The organism is Pseudoalteromonas arctica A 37-1-2, from assembly GCF_000238395.3.
Classification (GTDB): Bacteria; Pseudomonadota; Gammaproteobacteria; order Enterobacterales; family Alteromonadaceae; genus Pseudoalteromonas; species Pseudoalteromonas arctica.
Map to the genome: position 1 here is coordinate 3,814,913 of NZ_CP011025.1, position 25,922 is coordinate 3,840,834.

At 39.8% G+C, this 25,922-nt stretch carries 22 protein-coding genes, 1 rRNA gene and 1 pseudogene; 1 reads left to right on the forward strand and 23 read right to left on the reverse strand.

The window, feature by feature from the left end; all coding sequences use genetic code 11:
• Positions 1-172: 172 nt before the first annotated feature.
• The 3 genes and pseudogenes from PARC_RS17390 to PARC_RS17400 all read right to left on the reverse strand — a co-directional run.
• Positions 173-1,708: ribosomal RNA gene (locus PARC_RS17390) — 16S ribosomal RNA — on the reverse strand.
• Positions 1,709-2,334: 626 nt separating this feature from the next.
• On the reverse strand, positions 2,335-4,128 hold the full coding sequence (locus PARC_RS17395; protein WP_010555138.1) for a choice-of-anchor I family protein: 1,794 nt from the start codon (positions 4,126-4,128) through the stop codon (positions 2,335-2,337).
• An 83-nt stretch (positions 4,129-4,211) separates the two neighbouring features.
• A pseudogene (locus PARC_RS17400) lies at positions 4,212-5,384 on the reverse strand (acyltransferase family protein); the annotation flags it as partial.
• 201 nt (positions 5,385-5,585) lie between these two features.
• Between PARC_RS17400 and PARC_RS17405 the strand changes: the two are divergent.
• Positions 5,586-6,428, forward strand: a complete 843-nt coding sequence (locus tag PARC_RS17405; protein WP_010555140.1) for a LytR/AlgR family response regulator transcription factor — start codon at positions 5,586-5,588, stop codon at positions 6,426-6,428.
• A gap of 27 nt (positions 6,429-6,455) precedes the next feature.
• Here the strand turns inward: PARC_RS17405 and glmU are convergent, their stop codons facing one another.
• The 20 genes from glmU to rpmH form a co-directional block, all read right to left on the reverse strand.
• A complete protein-coding gene (gene glmU / locus PARC_RS17410) occupies positions 6,456-7,814 on the reverse strand; it encodes a bifunctional UDP-N-acetylglucosamine diphosphorylase/glucosamine-1-phosphate N-acetyltransferase GlmU (RefSeq protein ID WP_010555141.1) in 1,359 nt (452 codons plus the stop codon).
• A gap of 285 nt (positions 7,815-8,099) precedes the next feature.
• Positions 8,100-8,522, reverse strand: coding sequence for a F0F1 ATP synthase subunit epsilon (locus tag PARC_RS17415; RefSeq protein ID WP_007377666.1), 423 nt, complete (start codon positions 8,520-8,522; stop codon positions 8,100-8,102).
• 13 nt (positions 8,523-8,535) lie between these two features.
• Positions 8,536-9,921 (reverse strand): F0F1 ATP synthase subunit beta, encoded by a 1,386-nt coding sequence (atpD, locus tag PARC_RS17420; protein WP_007585971.1) that lies wholly within the window; start codon positions 9,919-9,921, stop codon positions 8,536-8,538.
• Between the two features lie 33 nt (positions 9,922-9,954).
• Complete coding sequence (atpG, locus tag PARC_RS17425) at positions 9,955-10,815, reverse strand: F0F1 ATP synthase subunit gamma (RefSeq protein ID WP_007585974.1); 861 nt, start codon at positions 10,813-10,815, stop codon at positions 9,955-9,957.
• A 60-nt stretch (positions 10,816-10,875) separates the two neighbouring features.
• The gene (gene atpA / locus PARC_RS17430; protein ID WP_007585976.1) at positions 10,876-12,417 is read right to left on the reverse strand and encodes a F0F1 ATP synthase subunit alpha; all 1,542 of its coding nucleotides are present in this window, start codon (positions 12,415-12,417) and stop codon (positions 10,876-10,878) included.
• Positions 12,418-12,431: 14 nt separating this feature from the next.
• Entirely contained in the window at positions 12,432-12,965 is a 534-nt protein-coding gene (atpH, locus tag PARC_RS17435; protein ID WP_010555142.1) for a F0F1 ATP synthase subunit delta, read from the reverse strand.
• 16 nt (positions 12,966-12,981) lie between these two features.
• Entirely contained in the window at positions 12,982-13,452 is a 471-nt protein-coding gene (atpF, locus tag PARC_RS17440) for a F0F1 ATP synthase subunit B (RefSeq protein WP_004335264.1), read from the reverse strand.
• Between the two features lie 41 nt (positions 13,453-13,493).
• A complete protein-coding gene (gene atpE, locus PARC_RS17445) occupies positions 13,494-13,736 on the reverse strand; it encodes a F0F1 ATP synthase subunit C (RefSeq protein ID WP_007585980.1) in 243 nt (80 codons plus the stop codon).
• 61 nt (positions 13,737-13,797) lie between these two features.
• Positions 13,798-14,655 (reverse strand): F0F1 ATP synthase subunit A, encoded by an 858-nt coding sequence (atpB, locus tag PARC_RS17450; protein ID WP_010555143.1) that lies wholly within the window; start codon positions 14,653-14,655, stop codon positions 13,798-13,800.
• A 15-nt stretch (positions 14,656-14,670) separates the two neighbouring features.
• Entirely contained in the window at positions 14,671-15,051 is a 381-nt protein-coding gene (locus tag PARC_RS17455) for an ATP synthase subunit I (protein ID WP_007585983.1), read from the reverse strand.
• A gap of 142 nt (positions 15,052-15,193) precedes the next feature.
• A complete protein-coding gene (locus PARC_RS17460; protein WP_010555144.1) occupies positions 15,194-16,117 on the reverse strand; it encodes a ParB/RepB/Spo0J family partition protein in 924 nt (307 codons plus the stop codon).
• A gap of 20 nt (positions 16,118-16,137) precedes the next feature.
• Positions 16,138-16,923 (reverse strand): ParA family protein, encoded by a 786-nt coding sequence (locus tag PARC_RS17465; protein WP_004335235.1) that lies wholly within the window; start codon positions 16,921-16,923, stop codon positions 16,138-16,140.
• Between the two features lie 14 nt (positions 16,924-16,937).
• Positions 16,938-17,558: a 16S rRNA (guanine(527)-N(7))-methyltransferase RsmG gene (gene rsmG / locus PARC_RS17470; RefSeq protein ID WP_007377658.1), complete on the reverse strand. Its 621-nt coding sequence runs from the start codon at positions 17,556-17,558 to the stop codon at positions 16,938-16,940.
• A gap of 15 nt (positions 17,559-17,573) precedes the next feature.
• Positions 17,574-19,463, reverse strand: a complete 1,890-nt coding sequence (mnmG, locus tag PARC_RS17475) for a tRNA uridine-5-carboxymethylaminomethyl(34) synthesis enzyme MnmG (protein ID WP_010555145.1) — start codon at positions 19,461-19,463, stop codon at positions 17,574-17,576.
• A 428-nt stretch (positions 19,464-19,891) separates the two neighbouring features.
• The gene (mioC, locus tag PARC_RS17480) at positions 19,892-20,341 is read right to left on the reverse strand and encodes an FMN-binding protein MioC (RefSeq protein WP_024591277.1); all 450 of its coding nucleotides are present in this window, start codon (positions 20,339-20,341) and stop codon (positions 19,892-19,894) included.
• 1,106 nt (positions 20,342-21,447) lie between these two features.
• Complete coding sequence (gene mnmE / locus PARC_RS17485; RefSeq protein ID WP_007584209.1) at positions 21,448-22,812, reverse strand: tRNA uridine-5-carboxymethylaminomethyl(34) synthesis GTPase MnmE; 1,365 nt, start codon at positions 22,810-22,812, stop codon at positions 21,448-21,450.
• 135 nt (positions 22,813-22,947) lie between these two features.
• On the reverse strand, positions 22,948-24,585 hold the full coding sequence (yidC, locus tag PARC_RS17490; protein ID WP_010555147.1) for a membrane protein insertase YidC: 1,638 nt from the start codon (positions 24,583-24,585) through the stop codon (positions 22,948-22,950).
• An 8-nt stretch (positions 24,586-24,593) separates the two neighbouring features.
• Positions 24,594-24,869 (reverse strand): membrane protein insertion efficiency factor YidD, encoded by a 276-nt coding sequence (yidD, locus tag PARC_RS17495; protein WP_008138026.1) that lies wholly within the window; start codon positions 24,867-24,869, stop codon positions 24,594-24,596.
• Between the two features lie 129 nt (positions 24,870-24,998).
• Positions 24,999-25,421 carry a ribonuclease P protein component gene (rnpA, locus tag PARC_RS17500; RefSeq protein ID WP_007584204.1) on the reverse strand — a complete coding sequence of 141 codons (423 nt, stop codon included), beginning with the start codon at positions 25,419-25,421 and terminating at the stop codon, positions 24,999-25,001.
• 7 nt (positions 25,422-25,428) lie between these two features.
• A complete protein-coding gene (rpmH, locus tag PARC_RS17505; protein ID WP_004335215.1) occupies positions 25,429-25,563 on the reverse strand; it encodes a 50S ribosomal protein L34 in 135 nt (44 codons plus the stop codon).
• Positions 25,564-25,922 lie beyond the last annotated feature (359 nt).

The following is a 25,922-nucleotide window of genomic DNA, read 5'->3' on the forward strand; positions in this document are numbered from 1 at the left end:
CATTCTTTTTTTACTTTTGAAAACTCTTGATAAATAACAATGTTATTCATCAGAATTTTATTATCAGCTTTTCCAAATTTTTAAAGAGCATATTAATTAGTTATCCCGAAGGACACGCACTAATTAACAATCATCTGTGTGGACACTACGAACAAATAAGTTCTAAATCGTATAAGGAGGTGATCCAGCCCCAGGTTCCCCTAGGGCTACCTTGTTACGACTTCACCCCAGTCATGAATCACTCCGTGGTAAACGTCCTCCCGAGGGTTAGACTATCTACTTCTGGAGCAACCCACTCCCATGGTGTGACGGGCGGTGTGTACAAGGCCCGGGAACGTATTCACCGCGTCATTCTGATACGCGATTACTAGCGATTCCGACTTCATGGAGTCGAGTTGCAGACTCCAATCCGGACTACGACGCACTTTAAGTGATTCGCTTACTCTCGCGAGTTCGCAGCACTCTGTATGCGCCATTGTAGCACGTGTGTAGCCCTACACGTAAGGGCCATGATGACTTGACGTCGTCCCCACCTTCCTCCGGTTTATCACCGGCAGTCTCCTTAGAGTTCTCAGCATTACCTGCTAGCAACTAAGGATAGGGGTTGCGCTCGTTGCGGGACTTAACCCAACATCTCACAACACGAGCTGACGACAGCCATGCAGCACCTGTATCAGAGTTCCCGAAGGCACCAAACCATCTCTGGTAAGTTCTCTGTATGTCAAGTGTAGGTAAGGTTCTTCGCGTTGCATCGAATTAAACCACATGCTCCACCGCTTGTGCGGGCCCCCGTCAATTCATTTGAGTTTTAACCTTGCGGCCGTACTCCCCAGGCGGTCTACTTAATGCGTTAGCTTTGAAAAACAGAACCGAGGCTCCGAGCTTCTAGTAGACATCGTTTACGGCGTGGACTACCGGGGTATCTAATCCCGTTTGCTCCCCACGCTTTCGTACATGAGCGTCAGTGTTGACCCAGGTGGCTGCCTTCGCCATCGGTATTCCTTCAGATCTCTACGCATTTCACCGCTACACCTGAAATTCTACCACCCTCTATCACACTCTAGTTTGCCAGTTCGAAATGCAGTTCCCAGGTTGAGCCCGGGGCTTTCACATCTCGCTTAACAAACCGCCTGCGTACGCTTTACGCCCAGTAATTCCGATTAACGCTCGCACCCTCCGTATTACCGCGGCTGCTGGCACGGAGTTAGCCGGTGCTTCTTCTGTCAGTAACGTCACAGCTAACGGGTATTAACCGTTAACCTTTCCTCCTGACTGAAAGTGCTTTACAACCCGAAGGCCTTCTTCACACACGCGGCATGGCTGCATCAGGCTTGCGCCCATTGTGCAATATTCCCCACTGCTGCCTCCCGTAGGAGTCTGGGCCGTGTCTCAGTCCCAGTGTGGCTGATCATCCTCTCAAACCAGCTAGGGATCGTCGCCTTGGTGAGCCATTACCTCACCAACTAGCTAATCCCACTTGGGCCAATCTAAAGGCGAGAGCCGAAGCCCCCTTTGGTCCGTAGACATTATGCGGTATTAGCAGTCGTTTCCAACTGTTGTCCCCCACCTCAAGGCATGTTCCCAAGCATTACTCACCCGTCCGCCGCTCGTCAGCAAAGTAGCAAGCTACTTTCTGTTACCGCTCGACTTGCATGTGTTAGGCCTGCCGCCAGCGTTCAATCTGAGCCATGATCAAACTCTTCAATTAAAAAGTTTTATGTCTTTCGACAGCTCAATGAATTCTGAATTTATTTTAATATCTTTCGATATTGAATTGACTGTGCCGAATAATTACCGAAATAACTATTCTGTTGGTCACTCAGTTTTCAATTGAGACTCTAAATTTGTTTGCCTCGCTAATTACTCATAAAGAGTAAGTAGGTTGGCTGTTAGAACTCAATCTGTACGAGTGCCCACACAGATGATTGCTTTATATTGTTAAAGAACGTTTTGAGTCGCTTTAGCGTCTCAAGGGATGCGAATAATACACCCTTTATTTTTCGAGTCAACACTTAGTTTTAAACTTTCTTTTTAGATAATTTAAAACCGAAGTTTTATTTAACTCTCTGAGTAGTTCGCTTCTCGCTATGCGTTGGCGTTTCCTGTCTCAGTGGGGTCGCATTATAGGGAGATTCGAGCGGGGGTCAATGTTTTATTTCAGCTTTTTGACAATTAAATGAATTTAGTATGAAAGCTATACAAATAAAGGGCTGTAGGATACTTTTAGTTTAAAAAACACTCATAATTTATGTATCAATTGATGATGTATTAGTAAGGTTTAAACTAAGCTGTATGTTAAACAAACAACACACAGCTTTATTTAAAATTAAAGATTTATTTAGATGCTATTTCCCATACGGCAATAGAGCCTGATATTTCATTTCCAACAATTAAGAGTGGATTTCCTGTTGCACTTTGCTCTGCTGAAACGAATACCATTCCTTCAGGTGCCAAATCGCCTGTAATATTCGCTCCTTTAATTAAGCCTCTATTATAGAAGTAGTCTTCAAATTGCACATTGTATGGATTAGTAATGTCGTAAACCATAATACCGCCCATACGTTCTAATCCAACAAAAGCAAATGTACGATCGTCAATTTTACCAATAGTCAGCGCTTCAGGCTCTGCGCCTTTATCATCTGAACGTGAGTCACCTTTGTTTTCATCTTCATTATTGTTAAATGATTCACCATGTACAGATGCTGTTATACGTGCTATATCGTCACCTGAATCAAAAACCACCAGCCCATTGCTATCCCAAATAGTAAAAGAACGTGCGCCATAGCCGTAAAGCGATTCGTATTGTCCGTCGTTATTGGTATCGCCTTTTATTGTTGTTACTTTTAAGCGACCAATATCATCATCGTCATTATTTAAGTAATCAAAATTAGCAGCAAGCGTTAAGTCTTCAACGCGGCTTTCATCTATATAAGCTAAGCAGCCATCGTCTTTATCGTAATCAAGCCCGCCCTTTGCTATACAGTCTGCTTCATCCGTTGTATCAAAAAAGTATTCTCTTGCGTCACCTTCGTTGGCAGTAACTATAAAGTTAGCGCCTTTCCAACTAAAGCTTGAGATAGTATCGGGCTGGTACATACCATAGAGCCCTGGGTATGATTTAAAATTCACGCCGCCGTCTTTATCTGAGGCATCAAGTTGTAAGCTTGACCAATCTTTAAAGCCTAAGCCCTTTAGCTCAAGACTGTTGTCTTGTAGGTTAACTATTGCAAGTGCATTGTTTTCTTGAATAGATACATAAGCATATTTGTTATCTTTAGAAATGCTAACGTACTCGGGTTCTAAATCCATAGCTACGGTGGTATTTATTAGATTACCGTTAATAGTACGACCATTTGGGTTTGCAAAAACTACCCCTTGCGCTTCTAGTTCGGTTTGTTTGTTGTTATAGGCTTTAAAATCAATATTTATTGCTGTATCGGCTATTACATTATTTGTTATATCGATAATACTAATAGAACCTTCAGGATCTACGCTGTAGTCGCCACTTGGTTCACCTTCGTTAGCAACCACTGCCTTTGCGCCATCATGGGTGAACGTCACCATGTCTGGTAAAAATCCGACCGTTACATTTTTAATAAATACAGGTGAGTCGCCGCTTATATCGTAAAAAGTAATTTGACCTGTATCACCCGTGCTTTCAGCAGCCATTGCCACTGCAAGTAGATTGTTATTTTCATCAATAGCAATGCTGTTTGCATCGCCTTGGGTGAACTCGTTTAAAGGCAACGTAATAACGGATGTTAAATTTGTGCCGTTTATAACCCCTTCGTTATCTTTAACGAGTGCGGCAGTATCAAAGGTGTCGGCGGGTAAAATATTAACAACAGCGTCATCACCTGAACTGTTAATAGCGTAAATCCATTTTTTAGATGCTTGATATGCAACTATTTCAGCTGCACCTTCTGGGCTTTGTGCATTTAATACACCTCTACCCACAAGGTTAATATTTAATGCTGAATTGGCATTTATACCATTTAACCCATTAGTCCCACCTGTGCCTTGTTCTCCCTGTAATCCTTGAGAGCCGTTTTGACCATCGTCACCATCAAGTGAGCAACCAGTAAGAACAGATATAAGTGACAGCGCAATAATTGATTTTTCAAACATGTAATTTTCCTTAGTATTGTATTTGCTAAATATCAACACACAGGCATGACAAGATTATGGCAGTTTTAATACAGCCCCTTAGCCTAAGTAATTAGCTTATACGCTAGCGGAGTTATTAAAATTAAAGCGGCCGTATAACCAAGAATTTTTACAGTAGGGGAATAATCTCGTTTAATTGCAACCCCTAGCAAAGGTCTAAGTACATCAATACGTGTAATACCCCATGTAATAACACCGCAAAAAGACCAAGTCCCTGTAATAATGATGAATGGTTCAGCAACAGGCCCTAAACTTAAAGGCTGTAGTAAAAAACACAAAATAATCAAAATGCTTTGATGCAATAAATAAAAGGGAAACACCCATACATTGAGCTGTTTTAAATAGTAAGTATTAAAATTTAAAAATCGGTGAGCGAACGCGAGTACAAAAAATACACCTACAACACGTTGAATATTGTAGCTAGCGCTTAAAATAAAATGAGGAAGAGTAAACACCTTCTGATAACTTAATATTATAAGTACAAACAAAACCGCAAAACTCAAAGCTAGTAATACCAAGTTTTTATCTAAGCAGTTCCAAAAGTAAGTGTTTTTAGCAAGTATGTATCCTGCGAGTAGCAGTATTAAGCCGTTAGTCTCTCTGATTGAATCGCCAGTTAAGTAATGGCTTGTAAATAGTGTGGCAATAGTGAGCAAGGTAATTAAAAACCCAAATGACATACCCCCCTTAACAAAGGTTTTTAAAGGCGCAATAAAGGGCAAGCGTGCAAAAAGAGTTAAAACAATAATGATCAGCATAAATTGCCACAACGAACGCAAATACCATAAGTGATTTACATCCACATTCGGCCACACTCCAGACTGATAATTAATAAAAAGCGTATTGTTCGTCTCTATAAAAGCTAAATAAAATTGCCAATAGCTAATATCAATAACACCTTGCTGTGACATTTCTGCAAACAACTGTAAAGGCACTATTAACCATAACCCCACCAGCAAGGGTAATAGTAAAAAAATAGAACGGTATAAGGTGAAATGTAACCAAGATTTAAAGCTGCTTACTTTATCAATCATAAAACGCAGTGCTACGCCCGAAATAAACCAAATGAGCAACATGCGCCAAGGTGAAAACACCAACATTAAATATTCAACATACTGTGATGTATAATTACTTTTAAAATGAAATCCCCAGTTTTCGCTATACAACATGCCAATGTGATAAAAAATTAGCGACGCAAATGCGATTACCCTAAGCCAATCAAGATAATATTTACGCGAATTAACTAATGAAGGTTATTGTACTTGAGTGCTCATGCTTTTACTACTTTATGTATGTTATGCGTTATTCATACCTAAAGCTCTCGCTAAAACTATCTATAAGTGCTTATATTACAAGCAATAGTGATAAAAGGTGGTATACAGGGATAAGCGTGCCACGTCAGCAATAAGCATACATTTATGAACCTACAGCACTTTCAACGTTTTCAAAGCATTTACGCATCAGTATTACTGTGTGCTTACGTATTAATTAATAATACAGTAAACGCTACAACCCAAATAATGGAAGCCCAAAGAGAAGGGGCTTTAACTTTTTTAATGTGGGAGCCATTTGTTTGGGAGTATTCAAGTGCCTTGAGTACTTTGCTTATATTCCCTATTTTAATTTGGTTTTTAAGACACTTATCTTTTAATTGGCAAAATATTACGGCCTCATTAGGTATGTACTTTGGTGCCTCTATTATATTTAGCGTGTTACACGTTGGTATTATGGTAGGGGTTCGTAAATTCATATATTTGTTGAATGATGGGTCTTACAACTTTGGACTTAGCTGGTTTGAGCTTATTTATGAATACCAGAAAGACGCTATAAGTTTTGTGTTTTTCATCGTACTTATCAAAGTATATCAATATGTGGTGCAGCAGTTACTAGGTGAAGCCTCTTCAATTGAAGAAAGTGAGCAGCAAACAACATCGACCATAAACCGCCTATTAGTTAAAAAGCTCGGAAAAGAATTCATTATAAAAATAGAGGATGTTGATTGGCTTGAATCATCGGGTAATTATGTAAACCTATATATAGGCTCACGTATATATCCGTTAAGGGCAACGCTTACAGCATTAAGTAAACAACTTGAAGTGCAGGGGTTTTGTAGAATTCACCGCAGCCATGGCGTAAAACTCGATAAAGTGGAGTCCATTACACCACTACCCAGTGGCGACAGTGAAATAAAACTAACAACAGGTAAAGTACTTAACTTGTCTAGACGCTATAAAGAGCAATTTAAACTTCAGCTAAAATAAAAAAGGCTACCTAAGTAGCCTCTATTGTTATTTTTTAACTGGGCGTTTCCAACCCGTTAAATTACGCTGTTTAGAGCGTGCAATTGCTAATTGGTCATTTTCAACGGTACTGGTGATCACAGAGCCTGCACCAATTGTTGCAGTTGCACCTATATTTACTGGAGCAACGAGTGATGAATTAGAACCAATAAAGGCATTATCGCCAATAATAGTTTTTGCTTTGTTAACACCATCGTAGTTACAGGTAATAGTGCCAGCGCCAATATTCACTTTTTCGCCAATTTCAGCATCACCTAAATAACTTAAGTGGTTGGCTTTAGAGCCTTTACCTAGTCGGGTTTTTTTCATCTCAACAAAGTTACCAATGTGTGAGTCTTCTTCCATTACAGCGCCTGGGCGAAGGCGAGCATAAGGACCAAGCGTACACTTATCTGCAACTGTGGCATCTTCAATCAGCGTATTAGCTTTAATAATAACGTTATCACCAATACTACAATTTTTAAGGACACAGTTAGGACCTATTTGTACATTATTACCAAGCGTGACTGTGCCTTCAAAAATAACGTTTACGTCGATAAGTACATCTTCACCGGTGGTAACTGTTCCTCGCACATCAATACGCGCAGGGTCAGCAAGTGTTGCGCCATTTAACATTAACTCTTCTGCTTGCCATGCTTGGTAAGCGCGCTCTAAGCCTGCAAGTTGTACGCGGTTATTTGCGCCCTCAACTTCCATTGCATACTCTGGCTGAGCTGAAGTGATTTCTACGCCTTCACTGTGAGCCATTGCAACGATATCTGTTAAGTAGTACTCGCCTTGTGCATTATTGTTAGATAAGTTACCTAACCATGTTTTTAATAGCTTACCGTTAACAGCCATAATGCCTGTATTTACTTCGTTAATAAGTAACTGTTCTGGGCTTGAATCTTTTTGCTCAACAATACCAACTAACTTACCACCGGCACGAAGCATTCGACCATAGCCATTTGGGTTTACCAAATTTACCGTTAATACAGCTAAACCATTTTTAGGTGTTGCGGCTAATAAACGCTCTAGTGTTGATTGCTTTGTTAGTGGTACATCACCGTATAAAATTAATACCGTGTCTTCATCATTAACATGAGAGTTGGCTTGCGCTACTGCGTGGCCAGTACCAAGTTGTTCAGCTTGAAGTACCCAATTTACATTGTTATCGGCAAGTTGTTGTTGTAATAGTTCGCCGCCGTGTCCGTAAACTAGGTTTGTAGTCGTTGCACCTAATGCCATCGCATTATCAATAACGTGCTGCACCATTGGTTTACCTGCAACTTTGTGCAAAACTTTAGGTAAAGCAGAGCGCATACGAGTACCTTTACCCGCAGCAAGAATAATAGTTGTTAGAGCCATTAAAACAATTTCCTTTTTTCGTTGTTTTAGCTAAATAAGTCTTATGTTCGATCAGAAGATTACGTAAATCACTTCTTGTGCAAATACTCAGTAGGTTAGTTTATTAGTACTGAATCTTGACTGAAAAAACACACTTAATTGGATGACGTTATTGTAGCGAGGATTCCGGCAGGATATAAGTGTAAAAGTGTAGATAATAATCGGACTAAGGTATTTAGTGTAAATACAAAAGTAACAGGCACAAAAAAGCCCACTTAAAGTGGGCTTTTTACAAACCGGATAGGCTTACTTGTGACGTAATTGCTGAATTACGCGTAACTGAGCAACTGCTTCTGCCAGTCGCGTAGCCGCTTGCTGATAATCAAACTCAACAGCTGACGAATTCGCCATATGTTCTTCAGCTTCACGTTTAGCCTTTTGTACAGAATCTTCATCTAAATCTTCACCACGAACCGCAGTATCTGCAAGAATCGTGATGTGATTTGGTTGAACTTCTAATGTACCGCCAGCAACATATATCACATCTTCGTGACCAAATTGCTTAACTAAACGTACCATACCAGGTTTAAGGGCAGTTAGTAGTGGAGCATGGCCTAGGTTTACACCCAGCTCGCCTTCACTACCAGATACTTGAATCGATTCAACAAGACCAGAGAACAAACTCTGCTCAGCGCTTACTACGTCAAGATGTACAGTCATAGCTGTCATACTACCCTCCTAGTTACATGCCTTTGGCTTTTTCTTGAGCTTCTTCGATAGAGCCAACCATGTAGAACGCTTGCTCTGGCATATCATCAAATTCACCGTTTAAGATGCCTTTAAAGCCAGAAATTGTATCTTTTAGTGATACGTACTTACCAGACGCGCCTGTAAACACCTCTGCCACGAAGAATGGCTGAGATAGGAAACGTTGGATTTTACGTGCACGAGATACAAGTTGCTTATCTTCGTCAGAAAGCTCGTCCATACCTAGGATTGCAATGATGTCTTTAAGTTCTTTATAACGCTGAAGAACTGTTTGAACGCCACGTGCTGTATCGTAGTGCTCTTGACCAATTACTTGTGGGTCAAGTTGACGTGAAGATGAATCAAGTGGGTCTACCGCTGGGTAGATACCAAGTGACGCGATATCACGTGAAAGTACTACTGTTGCGTCTAAGTGAGCAAAGGTAGTTGCTGGAGATGGATCCGTTAAATCATCCGCAGGTACGTATACCGCTTGGATTGATGTAATTGAACCCGTCTTAGTAGAAGCGATACGCTCTTGAAGCACACCCATTTCTTCAGCAAGTGTAGGCTGGTAACCTACCGCTGATGGCATACGACCAAGTAGTGCAGATACTTCTGTACCAGCAAGAGTATAACGGTAGATGTTATCTACGAAGAAAAGTACATCGCGACCTTCATCACGGAACTTTTCAGCCATAGTAAGACCAGTTAACGCTACGCGTAAACGGTTACCAGGAGGCTCGTTCATCTGACCGTATACAAGCGATACTTTATCAAGTACGTTTGAATCGTTCATCTCATGGTAGAAATCGTTACCCTCACGTGTACGCTCACCAACACCTGCGAATACTGAGTAGCCGCTGTGCTCGATTGCGATGTTACGGATAAGTTCCATCATGTTTACAGTTTTACCAACACCGGCACCACCGAATAAACCAACTTTACCACCTTTAGCAAACGGACATACAAGGTCGATAACCTTGATACCAGTTTCTAAAAGTTCAACTGAACTTGATTGCTCTTCGTATGAAGGTGCTGCACGGTGAATAGACATACGGTCTTCTTCGCCGATTGGACCCGCTTCATCGATTGGCTCACCAAGTACGTTCATGATACGACCAAGTGTTGCTTTACCAACTGGAACTTGAATCGATTCACCTGTATTCATAACTAAAGCACTACGACGTAAACCATCAGTAGTACCCATAGCGATAGTACGCACTACACCGCCACCTAGCTGTTGTTGAACTTCTAGAGTCAAACCAGCTAAATCGCCATCTGTTACTCTTAGTGCGTGGTATACCGCTGGCACGCTATCTTGTGGAAATTCAATATCCACAACGGCGCCGATAATTTGGACGACCTTACCTAAACTCATGTCTATTCCTCTCGTTAATCTTTACCCGAAGCATTAAACTGCTGCTGAGCCAGAACAAATCTCACTAATTTCTTGTGTGATTGCTGCTTGGCGAGCCTTGTTATAAACAAGCTGTAGCTCGTCCATAAGGTCACCTGCGTTATCAGTTGCAGCTTTCATTGCAACCATACGAGCAGCCTGTTCAGAGGCAGCATTTTCTACCACACCTTGGTATGCTTGAGACTCAATAAAGCGTACTAACAAAGACTCTAAAATAGCCTCTGGATTTGGCTCGTATAAGTAATCCCATGTGTGAGCAGATACTTCTTCTTCAGCTTTTGGCAAAGGGAGTAACTGATCTATAATTGGCTCTTGCCTCATGGTATTAACGAATTTGTTATATACCAAGAATAAACGGTCTATTTTGCCTTCAGAAAATGCATCAAGCATAACTTTTACAGGACCAATAACGTCTTGTACTGAAGGTTTATCTCCTAGGCCCGCTTTTTTAGCGAGTAGTTGACCACCAAAACGTTGAAAGAAGCCAGCTGCTTTACTACCTAAAGTAGCAAATTCAGCATCAACACCTTTTTCTTTCCACGCTTTAACATCAAGTGCAACTTTCTTAAACTCGTTTGAGTTTAGACCGCCACACAGACCACGGTCTGTAGAGATAACAATATAACCAACTCGTTTCACTTCACGATCTTTTAAGAACGGGTGAGTAAAATCAAGATTTGCTTGAGCAACACGACCAATTACTTCACGTAATTTGTCAGCGTATGGACGGCTTGAAGCAACGCGTTCTTGCGCCCTTTTCATTTTAGACGCAGCAACCATTTCCATTGCGCTAGTGATCTTTTGAGTATTTTTAATACTCCCGATCTTGCTTTTAATCTCTTTTCCGCTGGCCATGACTCTCTCTCCGAATCAAGGTGTGCTTTAGTTTCCTAAAGCGCACCATTAATAACTAAATTACCAAGTTTGCGTAGACTTGAACTTCGTTAGAAGTTCTTTAAGCTGCGCTTCGATCTCGGCATTCAAGTTACCAGTTTCATTGATTTGAGCCACAAGCTCTGCGTATGTGCTATTTGCATACGAAAGTAAAGCTGCTTCAAAGTCACCGATTTTCGCGATTTCGATGTCTTGAAGGAAGCCTTTTTCAGCAGCAAATAACGACAAAGACATATCAGCAACAGACATTGGCGCGTACTGTTTCTGCTTCATTAGCTCTGTTACACGCTCACCATGCTCAAGTTGAGCACGAGTTGCATCATCAAGGTCAGACGCGAACTGCGAAAACGCAGCTAATTCACGGTACTGAGCTAGGGCTAGACGGATACCGCCACCTAGTTTCTTAACGATTTTAGTTTGTGCAGCACCACCAACACGCGATACCGAGATACCAGCATTTACTGCCGGACGGATACCTGAGTTGAATAAGTCAGTTTCTAAGAAGATCTGACCATCGGTGATAGAGATAACGTTAGTCGGTACGAACGCAGAAACGTCGCCGCCTTGAGTTTCAATGATTGGCAATGCCGTCAATGAACCAGTTTTACCTTTCACTTCACCATTAGTGAACTTTTCAACGTAATCTGCGTTTACACGCGATGCACGCTCTAAAAGACGAGAGTGAAGGTAGAATACGTCACCTGGGTATGCTTCACGGCCTGGTGGACGCTTAAGTAGTAATGAAATTTGACGGTAAGCAACTGCTTGCTTAGACAAATCATCATATACGATTAATGCGTTTTCACCACGGTCACGGAAGTATTCACCCATAGTACAGCCCGCGAACGGTGCTAAGTACTGAAGTGCCGCAGATTCAGAAGCAGATGCAACAACTACGATAGTATTTGCTAGTGCACCATGCTCTTCTAATTTACGAACTACGTTTGCAATAGTAGATGCTTTTTGACCAATCGCAACGTACACACACTTAACGCCTGTGTCTTTTTGATTGATGATTGCATCGATTGCTAGTGCAGTTTTACCTGTTTGGCGGTCACCAATGATAAGTTCACGTTGACCACGACCAACTGGAATCATCGCATCAATAGATTTATAACCAGTTTGAACTGGCTCATCTACAGATTTACGCTCGATTACACCTGGTGCAATTTTTTCTACAGGTTCAAACCCGTCGTTATCTAGAGCGCCTTTACCATCGATTGGAGCACCTAGTGTGTTTACAACACGACCAAGTAAACCAGGACCAACAGGAACTTCTAAAATACGACCAGTTGTATATACTTTTACGCCTTCAGTAAGGTCAGCGTACGGACCCATTACTACTGCACCAATTGAGTCGCGCTCAAGGTTTAGTGCGATAGCATAACGGCTGCCAGGAAGCTCAATCATTTCACCTTGCATACAGTCAGCAAGACCGTGGATGCGGATGATACCGTCAGTAACAGATACAATAGTACCTTCGTTACGAGCTTCACTTACAACTTCGAACTTCTCAATACGTTGTTTGATCAGATCTGAAATTTCAGTGGAATTAAGTTGCATGCTCTTTTTCCCAATTACGATTGTAGTGTTGTAGCTAAGCGGTTTAATTTACCGCGAATAGTACCGTCGATTACAGTGTCGCCAGACCTAATAATAAGTCCACCAACCACTGACGCGTCTTCACTACAATTCAGCTTAACTTTGCGTGCGAAACGTTTTTCAAGTGCCGCTACCAATGACTCTTGTTGCTGCGCAACAAGAGGAGTTGCAGAAATCACATCTACTTCGATTTCTTTATCGTATTCTGCTTTAAATTCAGCAAATAACTGTGCAACTTCAGGTAGAGCTGTCAAACGTCCATTTTCAGCCATCACCTTAACTAGGTTCTGACCTTGTTCGTTGAGCTGCTCAGCACAAAGTTGAATAAATAATTCAGCTTGTGCAGTAGCTGTAGGCATACTCGCTAAAACAGACGATGCTTGCTCATTGCTGGCTACATGGCCTGCAAAGAACAACATATCATTCCAGCTTTCTAGAGTGCCTTTCTCAACGGCAAGTTCAAAAGCCGCTTTAGCGTATGGGCGAGCGATAGTAGTCAAATTAGACATGCTCATACCCTCCTAATTACAGCTCAGCGACAAGTTTTTCAACGATGTCACTATGTGCGGCTTGATTAATTTCACGCTCTAAAATACGTTCTGCGCCAATCACTGCCAGAGTTGCTACTTGCTTACGTAGTTCTTCTGTTATGCGATTACGTTCAGACTCAACTTCAGAGTGCCCTTGAGCAATGATACTTTCACGCTCTTGTTGACCACGAAGTGTTTCTTCGTCAACAATTAGCACTGCACGCTTTTTAGCTTGATCAATGATATCAGCCGCTTGAGCTTTTGCATCTTTAAGCTGTTCAGCAGCTTTCTTTTGCGCAAGTTCTAAGTCTTTTTCGGCTCTATCAGAGGCAGCTAAACCATCTTCGATTTTTTTCTGGCGAGCTTCAATTGCACCGTTTAGTGGTGGCCATACGTATTTCATACAAAATAATACGAACACCGTAAACGCAATCAATTCACCGATAAGAGTGGCGTTTAAATTCACAACCGCTCCTCCTTAAATAGTAAGCTGTTCAAAGAATAAAATTAAAGTACGAACAACAATACCATAGCGATACCAACACCAATCATTGCTACAGCATCGATTAGACCAGCAAGAATAAACATCTTAACTTGTAGCGAAGGTGCAAGCTCAGGTTGACGCGCACATGCTTCAAGGAATTTACCGCCCATGTTACCAAAACCGATTGCTGTGCCGATTGCACCAAAACCGATTAGTAAAGCTACTGCGATGTATTTTAAGCCTGTTAATAATTCTAAAGCTTCCATTTATTTCTCCAAAGTTTCAATTGTAAAGTTAAAAGTAAAAGTAAAATTGTAAATCTAAAAATTAGTGATTATCTGAACTTGCCATGCTTAGGTATACAATCGTAAGCATCATGAATAAGAATGCTTGTAATGTAATAACTAGAATATGGAATACTGCCCAAACAAAGTGCAACGGTAGTTGCATAAAACCAATCGCGCCGATCAAGATGAAAATCAACTCACCAGCATATAAGTTACCAAACAAACGTAGTGCTAATGAAAACGGTTTAGAAACGAGTGCAATCAGTTCAAGTAATAAGTTAAATGGTATCAAAATAATTTGAACAAACATGTTATTTGAGCTGAACGGATGAAGCGTTAACTCTTTAATAAACCCGCCAATACCTTTTATTTTGATTGAAAAGCCAACCATTAGTATAAATACACCCAGCGCTAGCGCTGAAGTCATATTAATATCGGTAGTAGGTACAATTTTCATGTACACATCGTGTGAATCCATACCAAATGCAGTCTCACCAACGAAACCTGCAAGTGCTGGAATGAAATCAACTGGTATTAAATCCATTAAGTTCATTAAGAACACCCAAACGAAAATCGTTAAGGCTAATGGTGCAATAAGCTTGCTTTTACCATGGAAAGTATCGCGTACGTTGTCGCCAACAAATTCTACGATTATTTCAATAAAACACTGAAATTTCCCAGGTACACCTAGTGTTGATTTTTTAGCGGCACTACGAAAGATCCATAAAAATATAAGACCTAAACCGATAGACCATGCAAGGGTATCTATATGCCATGTCCAGAATCCACTGTCCGTACATGCTTTATTGAAGGCGAGACCTGTATCGGTCGAACACATCTTAGCATTGGTCAAATGGTGCTGGATATGGCCAGATAGAGTAACTTCTTCTGCTGCCATGTTATATCCCAAAAGTTAATGTTTAAAAAAAACGGGTGCGAACAATCCAGTAAAGAGCGCCAGTATATAAGTACTAAAAAAGGGTAATAAAATTACCGGAAAATGCTTCAGTACCAGCGCAAACAATACAATTGTTAGCATAAACTTTAATCCGTTGCCGCGTTTCAACGAGGCATACGCTTGATTTGCTCGACTTGCACCCATATATCTGAATGCATAAAGTGCAAATACAAAGTGCGGAAGTACTGCTACAGCTCCACCAGCGAGTGATGAAAGCGAGGCATTGACTCCCGAACTAAAAAAAATAATTACAGCAGCAACTAATGCTACAACACCCTGAAGGCAAATTAACTTTAATACGGCAAGTCGATATGGACTCGCTAACTTATCAGTCACGTTTAGTTAACCTTTATTGCGTTCTAATTGTTAGGGTGTGAAAACTGGCGAAATTATACTTAATCCTGCCAGTTTTGCAACTTGAGTAGATGCTTTGTAACACGAAATAGCTACAAATGTCCCTTTTTAGACATGTAGAAAACTAATGGTGGGTATTGTCGTGATTGATACGATTTAAAATGCCGTCAAGTTCATCTAGGTTAGTATACGAAATAACCAGTTTACCTTTGCCTTTTTTATTGTAGTTAATCTCTACTTTAGCACCTAGATTTTCAGCGAGTTGTTGTTCTAACTGCTTAACATCTGGATCTTTTTCGGTTATTTCTTTAGCAGGTAAAGGTTCTAAAATTGAACGTACGAGCTTTTCAGTTTCTCGAACTGTTAATGCTTTAGCTACAGCTAAACGAGCAGCATCTGACTGCGCTTCACCTTCAAGGGCTAACAGGCAACGAGCATGGCCCATTTCAATATCGCCATGTTCTAACAGAATTTTTACATCACTATTTAAGTTATTTAAACGCAGTAAATTAGTTACAGTCGTACGTGATTTACCCACCGCATCTGCTACTTGCTGATGTGTTAATTCAAATTCTATTAGTAAACGATTAAGTGCAACTGCTTCTTCCATGGCATTTAAATCTTCACGCTGAATATTTTCTATCAGTGCAATCGCAACGGCAGCTTCATCAGGTACATCTTTAATAATACAAGGCACTGTTTCAAGCTTAGCTATTTGCGCTGCGCGCCAACGACGCTCACCCGCTATAATTTCAAAGCTATTATGTGCAATAGGGCGCACAACAATAGGTTGAATAATACCTTGTGAGCGAATAGAACTAGCAAGCTCTTCTAGCGCCTCTTCAGACATGTCTTTACGAGGTTGGTATTTACCAGAGTATAAAAACTCTATTGGGAGTTTTTGTAATTCACTATTATTAGCCGCGGCATTTTGCACAGCCTCAGAAACGTTTGATGTGTCTTGTTCCTTGCTTGGGCTTGGTGCAGGCTTTGACGAACTTAAAAGTGCATCGAGTCCTCGGCCTAAACCTCGTTTTTTAGCAGACATGTTATTTTTTTACCTCAAAGTTAGGCGACAACGGACGCTGTTTTTTCTTTTCTGCGTAACATTTCACCAGCGAGTGCTAAATATGCTTTAGCGCCACTTGATGCCCGGTCATAGTACATAGCAGGAGTACCAAAACTAGGTGCTTCAGCTAAACGAACATTACGCGGGATCACCGTACGGTATACTTTATCGCCAAAATGTTGTTTTAATTGTTCTGATACATCATTTGCCAAACGGTTACGCGGGTCGTACATAGTACGAAGTATGCCTTCAATTTGTAAGCTAGGATTCACTAACTTAGCAAGCTGCGTAATCGTATCCATTAATGCGGTTAACCCTTCAAGTGCATAATACTCACACTGCATTGGCACTAAAATAGAATCAGCTGCGGCCATTGCATTAACAGTTAACATATTTAGAGAGGGTGGACAGTCGATAAAAATAAATTCGTACTGGTCCTGAATTTTTTCAAGTGCGTTACGTAAACGCACTTCACGGGCAAATAATTCCATCAATTTAACTTCTGCAGCGGTTACATCACCGTTTGCAGCAATCATATGGTATTCACCAGACGTTTCTTTGATGATAACGTCTTCTATAGGTTTATCTTCAATAAGTAAGTCGTAAATAGTTGGCACGTCGCCATACTTATCTACGCCACTACCCATAGTCGCATTACCTTGCGGATCGAGATCAATTAACAGCACTTTACGTTTCGTTGCAGCCATAGACGCAGCGAGGTTAACAGCGGTTGTAGTTTTACCCACTCCACCTTTTTGATTTGCTAATGCGATGACTTTTGCCACGGTGTCTCTGATCCCTAGTCTTTAGAAAGAATAATTAAATGTCGTTGTGCATCTAACTTAGGTACTTCTAATGCAATTTTTTGCTCAAACTTAACGCCTGCAGGTAGTGACTCTAGCTCTTCGCTAGGGAACACGCCTTTAAGTGCTATAAATTTACCCGAATGATCGATTAAGTGCGAACACCAGTCAACCATATCTTGTAATGAAGCAAATGCACGACTTAGTACGCCGTCTAATTTAACACTTGGTTGATATTCTTCAACTCTTGACTGAACCGGGGTTACATTATCAAGACCAAGCTCATGTTTAACATGCATTAAAAATCGTACACGTTTACCTAAGCTATCTAATAACACAAAATGTGTATTAGGTAATGCAATTGCCAATACGATACCCGGTAATCCAGGACCCGTTCCAACATCAATATAATGATGACCGGGTAAGTGAGGCGCAACAACTAAGCTATCCATTATATGCTTAATCATCATTTCTTCAGGTAAGCGTACTGAGGTTAAGTTATAAGCTTTATTCCACTTATTCAATAACTCGACGTAACGAACTAGCTGTTGCTGTTGTTTTTCTGTTAACGCAATATCAGTTTGCGCTAACAATGTAGTTAATTGTTGCTGTAACACTATGTACCCTTAACGTTACGCGGATTTGCGTAATAAGCCTTGCTTCTTCAGATACACTAATAATAGCGAAATCGCCGCTGGGGTGATACCAGAAATACGCGATGCTTGACCAATAGTGTCAGGACGCGACTCAATAAGCTTGGCAACTACCTCATTTGACAAACCAGATACGGTTTTATAATCAAACTCTTTTGGTAAAATTGTTTGCTCATGACGAAGCTGTTTGTTGATCTCATCCTGTTGACGCGCAATATAACCTGCGTACTTAGTATGGATCTCAACTTGTTCAAGTGCCGCTTTGTTTGTAAATTCAGATCCTAATCCTTCTATAGCCATAAGATCGTTATAACGAATCTCTGGGCGACGAAGTAATTCTTCTAAACTTGCTTCACGCGTAAGCGGTGTTTTCAGTAATGCATTTACTTGTTCTACAACGGCGTGATCTTTGTGAATCCACGTATCTTTGATGCGTTGCTTCTCTTTTTCGATTACTTCCATTTTTTCGTTAAATGCCTGCCAGCGTTCGTCATTAACTAAACCTAGCTCACGGCCTTTTTCAGTTAAACGAATATCGGCATTATCTTCACGAAGTAATAAACGGTATTCGGCACGACTGGTAAACATGCGGTATGGTTCTTTTGTACCCAGTGTTGCTAAGTCGTCGATTAATACACCAACGTAAGCTTCATCACGACGTGGTGTCCAAGAATCTTTGCCTTGTACTTTTAGTGCAGCATTCATACCTGCAATTAAGCCTTGTGCACCCGCTTCTTCATAGCCGGTAGTACCGTTAATTTGACCCGCAAAAAATAAACCTTCAATAAATTTAGTTTCTAAAGATTGTTTTAAATCACGTGGATCAAAGTAATCATATTCAATTGCGTAACCAGGTCGACAAATATGTGCATTTTCAAAACCTGTAATCGATTGCACAATTTCAAGTTGTACATCAAACGGTAAACTAGTCGAAATACCATTTGGGTATAATTCGTATGATGTTAAACCTTCAGGCTCAACAAATATTTGATGTTTATCTTTATCTGCAAAACGAACAATTTTATCTTCAATTGAAGGGCAGTATCGTGGACCAATACCTTCAATAACACCTGAGTACATAGGTGAGCGATGTAAGTTTTTACGAATAACATCATGTGTTTTTTCGTTTGTGTAAGTTATGTAACACGGTATCTGTTGTGGGTGATCTGATTGTTTACCCATAAACGAAAACACAGGAGTTGGTGTATCACCTGGCTGTGCTTCCATTTTTGTAAAATCAACAGTACGTGCATCAATACGTGGAGGTGTACCTGTTTTTAAACGATCAACTCTAAATGGATGTTCACGTAAGCGATCAGCTAAAGCGATTGAAGGAGGATCGCCTGCACGACCGCCTTTATAATTTTCTAAACCAATATGAATTAAGCCGCCTAAAAAAGTACCCACGGTTAAAACAACACTTGGTGCACTAAAACGTAAACCCATTTGAGTTACTACGCCAGTAACACGATCGTTTTCAACAATAAGATCATCACATGATTGTTGAAAAATCTTAAGGTTATCTTGGTTTTGTAATGTTGTTTGAATAGCCGCTTTGTACAAAGCGCGATCTGCTTGTGCTCGAGTAGCACGAACAGCAGGTCCTTTTGAAGAATTTAGTGTACGAAATTGGATCCCGCCTTTATCAATGGCCTGTGCCATTGCACCACCAAGCGCGTCGATCTCTTTTACCAAATGACCTTTGCCAATCCCACCAATTGCTGGGTTGCAAGACATTTGACCAAGGGTATCCATATTGTGAGTCAGTAGCAGGGTATTCATCCCCATACGGGCAGCTGCTAATGCGGCTTCAGTGCCAGCATGTCCACCACCTACTACGATAACGTCAAAATTTTCGTGAAAAATCATTAATGGGATCCTACTTAAATCAAACCGGTAAACTTCAAAAGGGAGCGTATTCTACCTAGAAATTGGCAGAAGATAAATGATTAAACAAAGGGCAAGATCTAAGTATGTGATCTCTAATAATATAAAGGATCTTTTAAAGAGATCTTTTATTACTATTACTACTACTGATCGACTTTTCTGTTGATAAGGTTTAGATCTTCATTTAAAACATGAAATTAGATCAGATCTAAAGGTGTTAATATGATCGGATCATCCAGCAAATAAGCTCTGATCAAAAAGGCACTTTATGCACAGGGTTGAATCAGTTGGATCTTATCCAATGGATAAGCATGCTTTAAAACGCAGTTTATTCAATCTTTATCCACAAAACCTATTAAATTATTAGTAAATTGTGGGTAACTTTATATATAACTTTTTACTTGATCTATCTATTTTATGCCTGTTTGAGCTATCCAAGAGTCTAACCATGTTAATGCAGTGTCTTCTGGTAGTGCTTCATCGAGAATATTAAGCTCTAAACGTTCTGCTACTTTTATAGCGCCTTTTTGAGTTAATAAGGCATCTATATTACGTCCTGCTAGGTTATAAGTGTCATAACTAGTGTCGCCTAAAGCGATTACTGAATATTTTAATTCAGATAAATCATCTGCTTGAGTTACATCTTCAACAAAACTAATAAGATTTTCAGGGTAATCACCTGCACCATAAGTTGATGTGCAGATTAACCAAATGGTATTTTGCTGATCAATATCGCTAAATTCAGGTTGATCATGTAGTTGCGTAGTAATACCAAGGTTATTAAGCGCGTCGCTTAATTGCTCTGCAACATACTCGGCTGATCCCATTTGGCTGCCGACAATAAGATTTACTGAACTCATGAATATTAGTGATCACATTGGTTATAATTGCCGCCTATGATAACTGAGTGAGGATAACAGTAAAGTTAAGAGTGCTTTTTTGTATAACTATTTTTGCGGTAATTTTGCACTCATTCAAAATTGTGTATTTAAGTTGTTGATAATATAGTGTTTAACAAATTATCTTTAAATGTAATCTTCTGATCAAGTTGTTGATAACAGTGGGGAAAGCTCTGCTTAAACTGTTTTTTTAGGTTGTTTTATATTCGCTAAGTTATTGATATTACTTGTCAGTAAAAAATTAAATTGTAAATATCTCAATTAAAAATACATGTTGATCATAATGTGGATATAAAGCCTGTTGATAACCTTAAATTTAGATCGAAAATAATTTTTTAAAATGATCTAATAAAGCAGATCTAATGAAATTAATTAAAAATAAGTTCATAAATAGATAAATTACAATTGATCATGAGGTTTTTGCGACTGATTTACCTAGTTTTGGTATTTATTTGAGCTGAAAATTAGGTATTGTGGATAAGTGATCTCGGTATTTTTAATTTTATGCGAATTAAGAGCTGCTATTTTTATTAATTTTGCTGGTGGAGTTAGCAGATCAAAAGTTTTGAATACTTAGCTGTTGAGTTATTTTATTTAAAAATCACAGTGATTATCAAATTATATGTTGTCAAAAGTAAGCTTTTTAGAGTACTAATCAGTGTTTTTTAGCTCTTTAATTGAGCGAATAGCATCATTTATTGCGTGTATCAGGTGTGTTTTAGTGCATTTTTGTGCGCTAAAGTAAGTATAAGGAAGCCATTTATAACTACTTTTTGTATGACATATAACGCTATTAAAGCGTGCGGTTGTTTGAAAAGGCATTGGTTTTAGTCTTAATAATAGGTGTAATTTGTGCTATTAATTCCCCCAATAAGCACTCTCAGTATTGCCTACTCTATATAATCTGACCTCTCTTAGCACGTAACAAAGGTAGTTTTGGATATGATTTTATTGGCAGTAATTTGCAGGCATCAGGTGTATAAATACATATTTTACAGCAGAATATTTTACATAAAAAAAGAGCACCTAAGTGCTCTTATAATAAAAATATATCTGTAATAGGGTGTTTATTTACCAATACAAAACGAGCTAAATATTTTGCCAAGTAAGTCGTCTGAGGTAAATTCACCGGTTATTTCATTCAAATACTGCTGTGTTAAACGCAGTTCTTCAGCGAGTATTTCACCAGCAATGTGCATTTCTAACTGTGTTTTACCCGTTTCTAAATGATACGCAGCACTTTCTAATGCATCTAAATGACGACGGCGCGCCATAAAGCCACCTTCTGTTGCGCCTTGAAAGCCTATACAAGCTTTTAAATGCTCGCGAACAAGTTCAATACCGTCAGCATTTTTAGCACTTAAGCTGATGACCGGGTATTGTTGCTCTTGCTCCATTCCGACTATGTCGCCCGATAAATCAGCTTTATTTCTGATGACCGTAACCCCCATACCTTCTGGTAATTTTGCCATAAATTCAGGCCAAATTTTGTGCGGGTCAGTATCTATAGTATCAGTGCCATCAAGCATAAATAAAACGCGGTCGGCTTGGTTTATTTCATCCCATGCACGCTCAATACCTATTTGTTCTACTCTGTCTGGGCTTTCGCGTAGGCCTGCTGTATCTATAATATGCAGTGGCATACCATCTATATGTATATGCTCTCGTAGTACGTCGCGAGTGGTACCGGCTATTTCTGTTACGATTGCGGCTTCACGACCGGCTAGAGCGTTAAGCAGGCTTGATTTACCCGCATTAGGGCGACCTGCAATAACAACACGCATACCTTCGCGCATGATGCTGCCCTGCTTGGCTTGGTTGGTTACAGTGTTAAGCTGAGTAATAATCGCGTCTAAGTCGCCTGACACTTTACCATCTGATAAAAAATCAATTTCTTCATCAGGAAAATCTATTGCCGCTTCTACATACATACGTAAGTGAATTACTTTTTCTACGAGTGTTTCTATGTGCTTAGAAAATTCACCTTGGAGAGACTGTAGGGCGCTTTTAGCGGCTTGCTCGCTAGTGGCATTAATTAAGTCGGCGATGGCTTCTGCTTGTGTTAAATCAAGCTTGTCATTCATAAATGCGCGCTCAGAAAACTCACCAGGCTTTGCTAAACGAACGCCCTCTATTTTACTAATTTCTTTAAGTAACATATCCAGTACTACAGGACCGCCGTGGCCTTGTAATTCAAGTACGTCTTCACCAGTAAATGAGTTAGGACCTGCAAAGTAAATGGCAATACCTTGATCAAGTTGCTCGCCAGCAAGGCTTTTAAATGGCACATAATCGGCGTAGCGAACTTTAGGTATTTTACCTACTACTTTTTCGGCGACACTTTTAGCAAGGCTACCTGAAACGCGAATAATACCAACACCACCACGTCCAGGTGCTGTTGCTTGTGCTGCAATTGTATCTTGATTGATCATGCTATTAATTTGCCAACGATGAGTAACTTTATGCCCGTATTGTAACCTATCGATTTATTTGTAGCGAATAGCTGTGGTGAAAAACAGGCAATAAAAAAGGCGACCGAAGTCGCCTTTATATAAGTAGGAGCTTAGTTAGCCTCTTACTTTAATTCCTTTCTTTTCCATGCCACGGTAGATGATTAACATCTGGACAATAGAAATAAGGTTAGACACTAACCAGTAAAGAACTAAACCAGATGGGAACCATAAGAAGAATACAGAGAAGATAACCGGCATAAAGGTCATCATTTTTTGCTGCATTGGATCAGTAACCGTCATAGGTTGTAGCTTTTGCGTTACAAACATACTCGCACCAAATAATATTGGCAATACGTAGTACGGGTCTTTCGCAGAAAGGTCAGTTAACCAAAAAATGAATTCAGCATGGCGAAGTTCAGTAGACTCTAAGAATACGTAGAACAAGGCTAAGAAAATTGGCATTTGTAGCAAAATAGGGAAACAGCCACCCATTGGGTTAACTTTTTCTTTTTTGTACATTTCCATAGTTGCTTGGCCGAACTTTTGACGGTCATCACCAAACTTTTCTTTAAGGGCTGCCATTTTAGGCTGTAGGGCACGCATTTTTGCCATTGAAGTGTATTGCGCTTTAGTAAGTGGGTACATTAACGATTTAACGATAATAGTGATGGCAATAATTGCTACACCCCAGTTACCTAAAATGCTGTGTAGCCATTTTAGCAATACAAATAAAGGTTGCGAGATAAAAAATAACCAACCGTAATCTACGGTTAGGTCTAGGTCTGGGTGAATCGCTTCAAGAATATCTGACTCTTTCGGGCCCATATAATAAGTAGCAGTTAGTATTTGCTCACTACCAGCTTGAATATTTACAGCGGGATCTTTAGCACCAATAATAGCGGCATTACTTTTTGTAATTAAGCTATAAAGTGTATTTGATTGATCCTGCATTGGAACCCAAGCACTTACAAAGTAATGTTGAATAAAGGCAACGTAACCACCTTGTGTGCTTTTATTTAGGTTTTTATCAGCCATATCTGAAAAACTATACTTTTCGTATTTTTCTTCATCAGTACCGTATGCAGCACCTAAATAGTTTTGATCAACCATGCTACCTTTTTCTTGTACGGTACGCTTAATTTGCGTGTATAGCTGTACTTGAAGAGGTGCGCTGGTAGTGTTGTTAATTTTGTATTCTAGGCCTACGTCATACTGACCTTTTTTGAATACATACGTTTTAGTAAAACTAACACCATTACTATCAGTAAACTGAAGTGGAACGCGAAGCTCATCACCCGTTAAGGTATATGATTTTTGTTCGGTACTATAAGTAGGGCGACCATTAGCTGATCCGTCAGGGCCATTTAAACCAATTAAGCCACTTTGTGAAAAGTATTGTTTGCCATCATCAAGCTGACCAAGAAGCATATAAGGCGTGTCACTGCCTTTTGTCTCTTCGTATTGAAGAAGGTCTGTTTCAACAATGTCACCGCCTTTGGTGTCAATTTTAACTTTAAAAACGTCAGTTGTAATTTCAATAACTGAACGCTTAGCTAAAGTTGCTGAAGCAGGTAACTCTGAATCTGACGATGAAGGAATATAATCATCCGACTCTGGTGAATTTGCTTGTAGTGTTTGTGTTGTGGCACTTGGATCGACTTTAGGCTTGTTGTAATCATTATCCCATTCTTGGAACAATAAAAACGACACTAGCATTAGGCCAATTAATAAAAACGTGCGTTGCGATTCCATAACAGCTCTTATTTCTCGTGTTGGTGGTTAATATGGGTTAATTTTTCAGGAACGGGGTCGTCTCCGCCTGAATGTAAAGGATGGCATTTTAATATGCGTTTTAAAGCTAACCAACTACCTTTTACCGATCCATGCAATTTAATTGCTTGAATAGCATAACTAGAACAGGTTGGATTAAAACGACAATGCGGACCTAACAGCGGGCTAATCCACTTTTGATAACCGCGGATAAATAACACTAAACAAAAAGTTGGTAAAGCAACAAGTGGTTTAAGTAACCTCATGATGTTTATGCCCCTACTTAAGTTTAGTGAGATAGATATCATGTATTTAAAGACTCAATTAGAAAATTTAAATGCATGATTAAAAGGTGAGCTAAAGATACATTAATTAACCCTGCAATTCTATTGCAATTAGGTTTGTTTGTTAGATTTAGCTGATTTGTTTGGGCGTTTCTTAAAAGGTGGCGGTTTAGGTGCACCTGGTTTACAGCGTTCGTTAATTTTTCGCCATAATTTAGTAAGTTGTTTGGTTATTTCTTCATTAGACTGCTCATCAATACCATTTTTAACCATAAGCACAATATCAATATTATCGATGCTGTGTTGATTTAAACGAAAACTTTCGCGAGCGAGACGTTTAATACGGTTTCGTTGGCATGCCTTTTTTACACGTTTTTTAGCAACAGTAAGACCTAACCGAGGTTTTTCTTGGTCATTTGGTTTAGCTAATAGAGTAAAGAAAGGAGTTGCAGCCCGAGCGGGTTCATTAAATATGCGAGAGTAATGCGAGGGAGTTAACAGACGTAACTCCCTGCCAAAGCTAAAGTCTTCCACTTATAAATTAAGCAGAAAGAACTTTGCGGCCTTTAGCGCGGCGACGTGCTAATACTTTACGGCCATTTACAGTTGCCATGCGAGCACGGAAGCCGTGTGCACGTTTGCGTTTTAAAACGCTAGGTTGAAAAGTTCTTTTCATAACAATCTCATCCGATCGGTTAAAGTTAAAACATCCTATACAGGTCGCGATCCTGGCATAGGTGCCATTGCGAGCGCGAGATATTATAGAGTAAGTAATGTAAAGTCAATCATAATTACGTTAAGGGTATATAACCCACCTACTACTATATAAGAGATCATATAAGGCGATCTGTTAGGATCATCATAAATAAGAAGTTTTCCACAGCCCCTGTATAAAAAGTGAATAAAAGCGGGGGAAAAGTAAATTGGATCGTAAATTTGGTTCGCGATCTTGGTGTTATTTTGTTATGATCTCCTCTCAGGATCTAAAATAAAAACTGTTTTAAATCAGCTTGTTAATGATTTTATACATCGATA

Bases quoted from the DNA above. Each gene is read 5' to 3' on its own strand.
- PARC_RS17395 (WP_010555138.1), bottom strand. From the start codon at position 4,128: ATGTTTGAAAAATCAATTATTGCGCTGTCACTTATATCTGTTCTTACT.
- PARC_RS17405 (WP_010555140.1), top strand. From the start codon at position 5,586: ATGAACCTACAGCACTTTCAACGTTTTCAAAGCATTTACGCATCAGTA.
- glmU (WP_010555141.1), bottom strand. From the start codon at position 7,814: ATGGCTCTAACAACTATTATTCTTGCTGCGGGTAAAGGTACTCGTATG.
- PARC_RS17415 (WP_007377666.1), bottom strand. From the start codon at position 8,522: ATGACAGCTATGACTGTACATCTTGACGTAGTAAGCGCTGAGCAGAGT.
- atpD (WP_007585971.1), bottom strand. From the start codon at position 9,921: ATGAGTTTAGGTAAGGTCGTCCAAATTATCGGCGCCGTTGTGGATATT.
- atpG (WP_007585974.1), bottom strand. From the start codon at position 10,815: ATGGCCAGCGGAAAAGAGATTAAAAGCAAGATCGGGAGTATTAAAAAT.
- atpA (WP_007585976.1), bottom strand. From the start codon at position 12,417: ATGCAACTTAATTCCACTGAAATTTCAGATCTGATCAAACAACGTATT.
- atpH (WP_010555142.1), bottom strand. From the start codon at position 12,965: ATGTCTAATTTGACTACTATCGCTCGCCCATACGCTAAAGCGGCTTTT.
- atpE (WP_007585980.1), bottom strand. From the start codon at position 13,736: ATGGAAGCTTTAGAATTATTAACAGGCTTAAAATACATCGCAGTAGCT.
- atpB (WP_010555143.1), bottom strand. From the start codon at position 14,655: ATGGCAGCAGAAGAAGTTACTCTATCTGGCCATATCCAGCACCATTTG.
- PARC_RS17460 (WP_010555144.1), bottom strand. From the start codon at position 16,117: ATGTCTGCTAAAAAACGAGGTTTAGGCCGAGGACTCGATGCACTTTTA.
- mnmG (WP_010555145.1), bottom strand. From the start codon at position 19,463: ATGATTTTTCACGAAAATTTTGACGTTATCGTAGTAGGTGGTGGACAT.
- mioC (WP_024591277.1), bottom strand. From the start codon at position 20,341: ATGAGTTCAGTAAATCTTATTGTCGGCAGCCAAATGGGATCAGCCGAG.
- mnmE (WP_007584209.1), bottom strand. From the start codon at position 22,812: ATGATCAATCAAGATACAATTGCAGCACAAGCAACAGCACCTGGACGT.
- yidC (WP_010555147.1), bottom strand. From the start codon at position 24,585: ATGGAATCGCAACGCACGTTTTTATTAATTGGCCTAATGCTAGTGTCG.
- yidD (WP_008138026.1), bottom strand. From the start codon at position 24,869: ATGAGGTTACTTAAACCACTTGTTGCTTTACCAACTTTTTGTTTAGTG.
- rpmH (WP_004335215.1), bottom strand. From the start codon at position 25,563: ATGAAAAGAACTTTTCAACCTAGCGTTTTAAAACGCAAACGTGCACAC.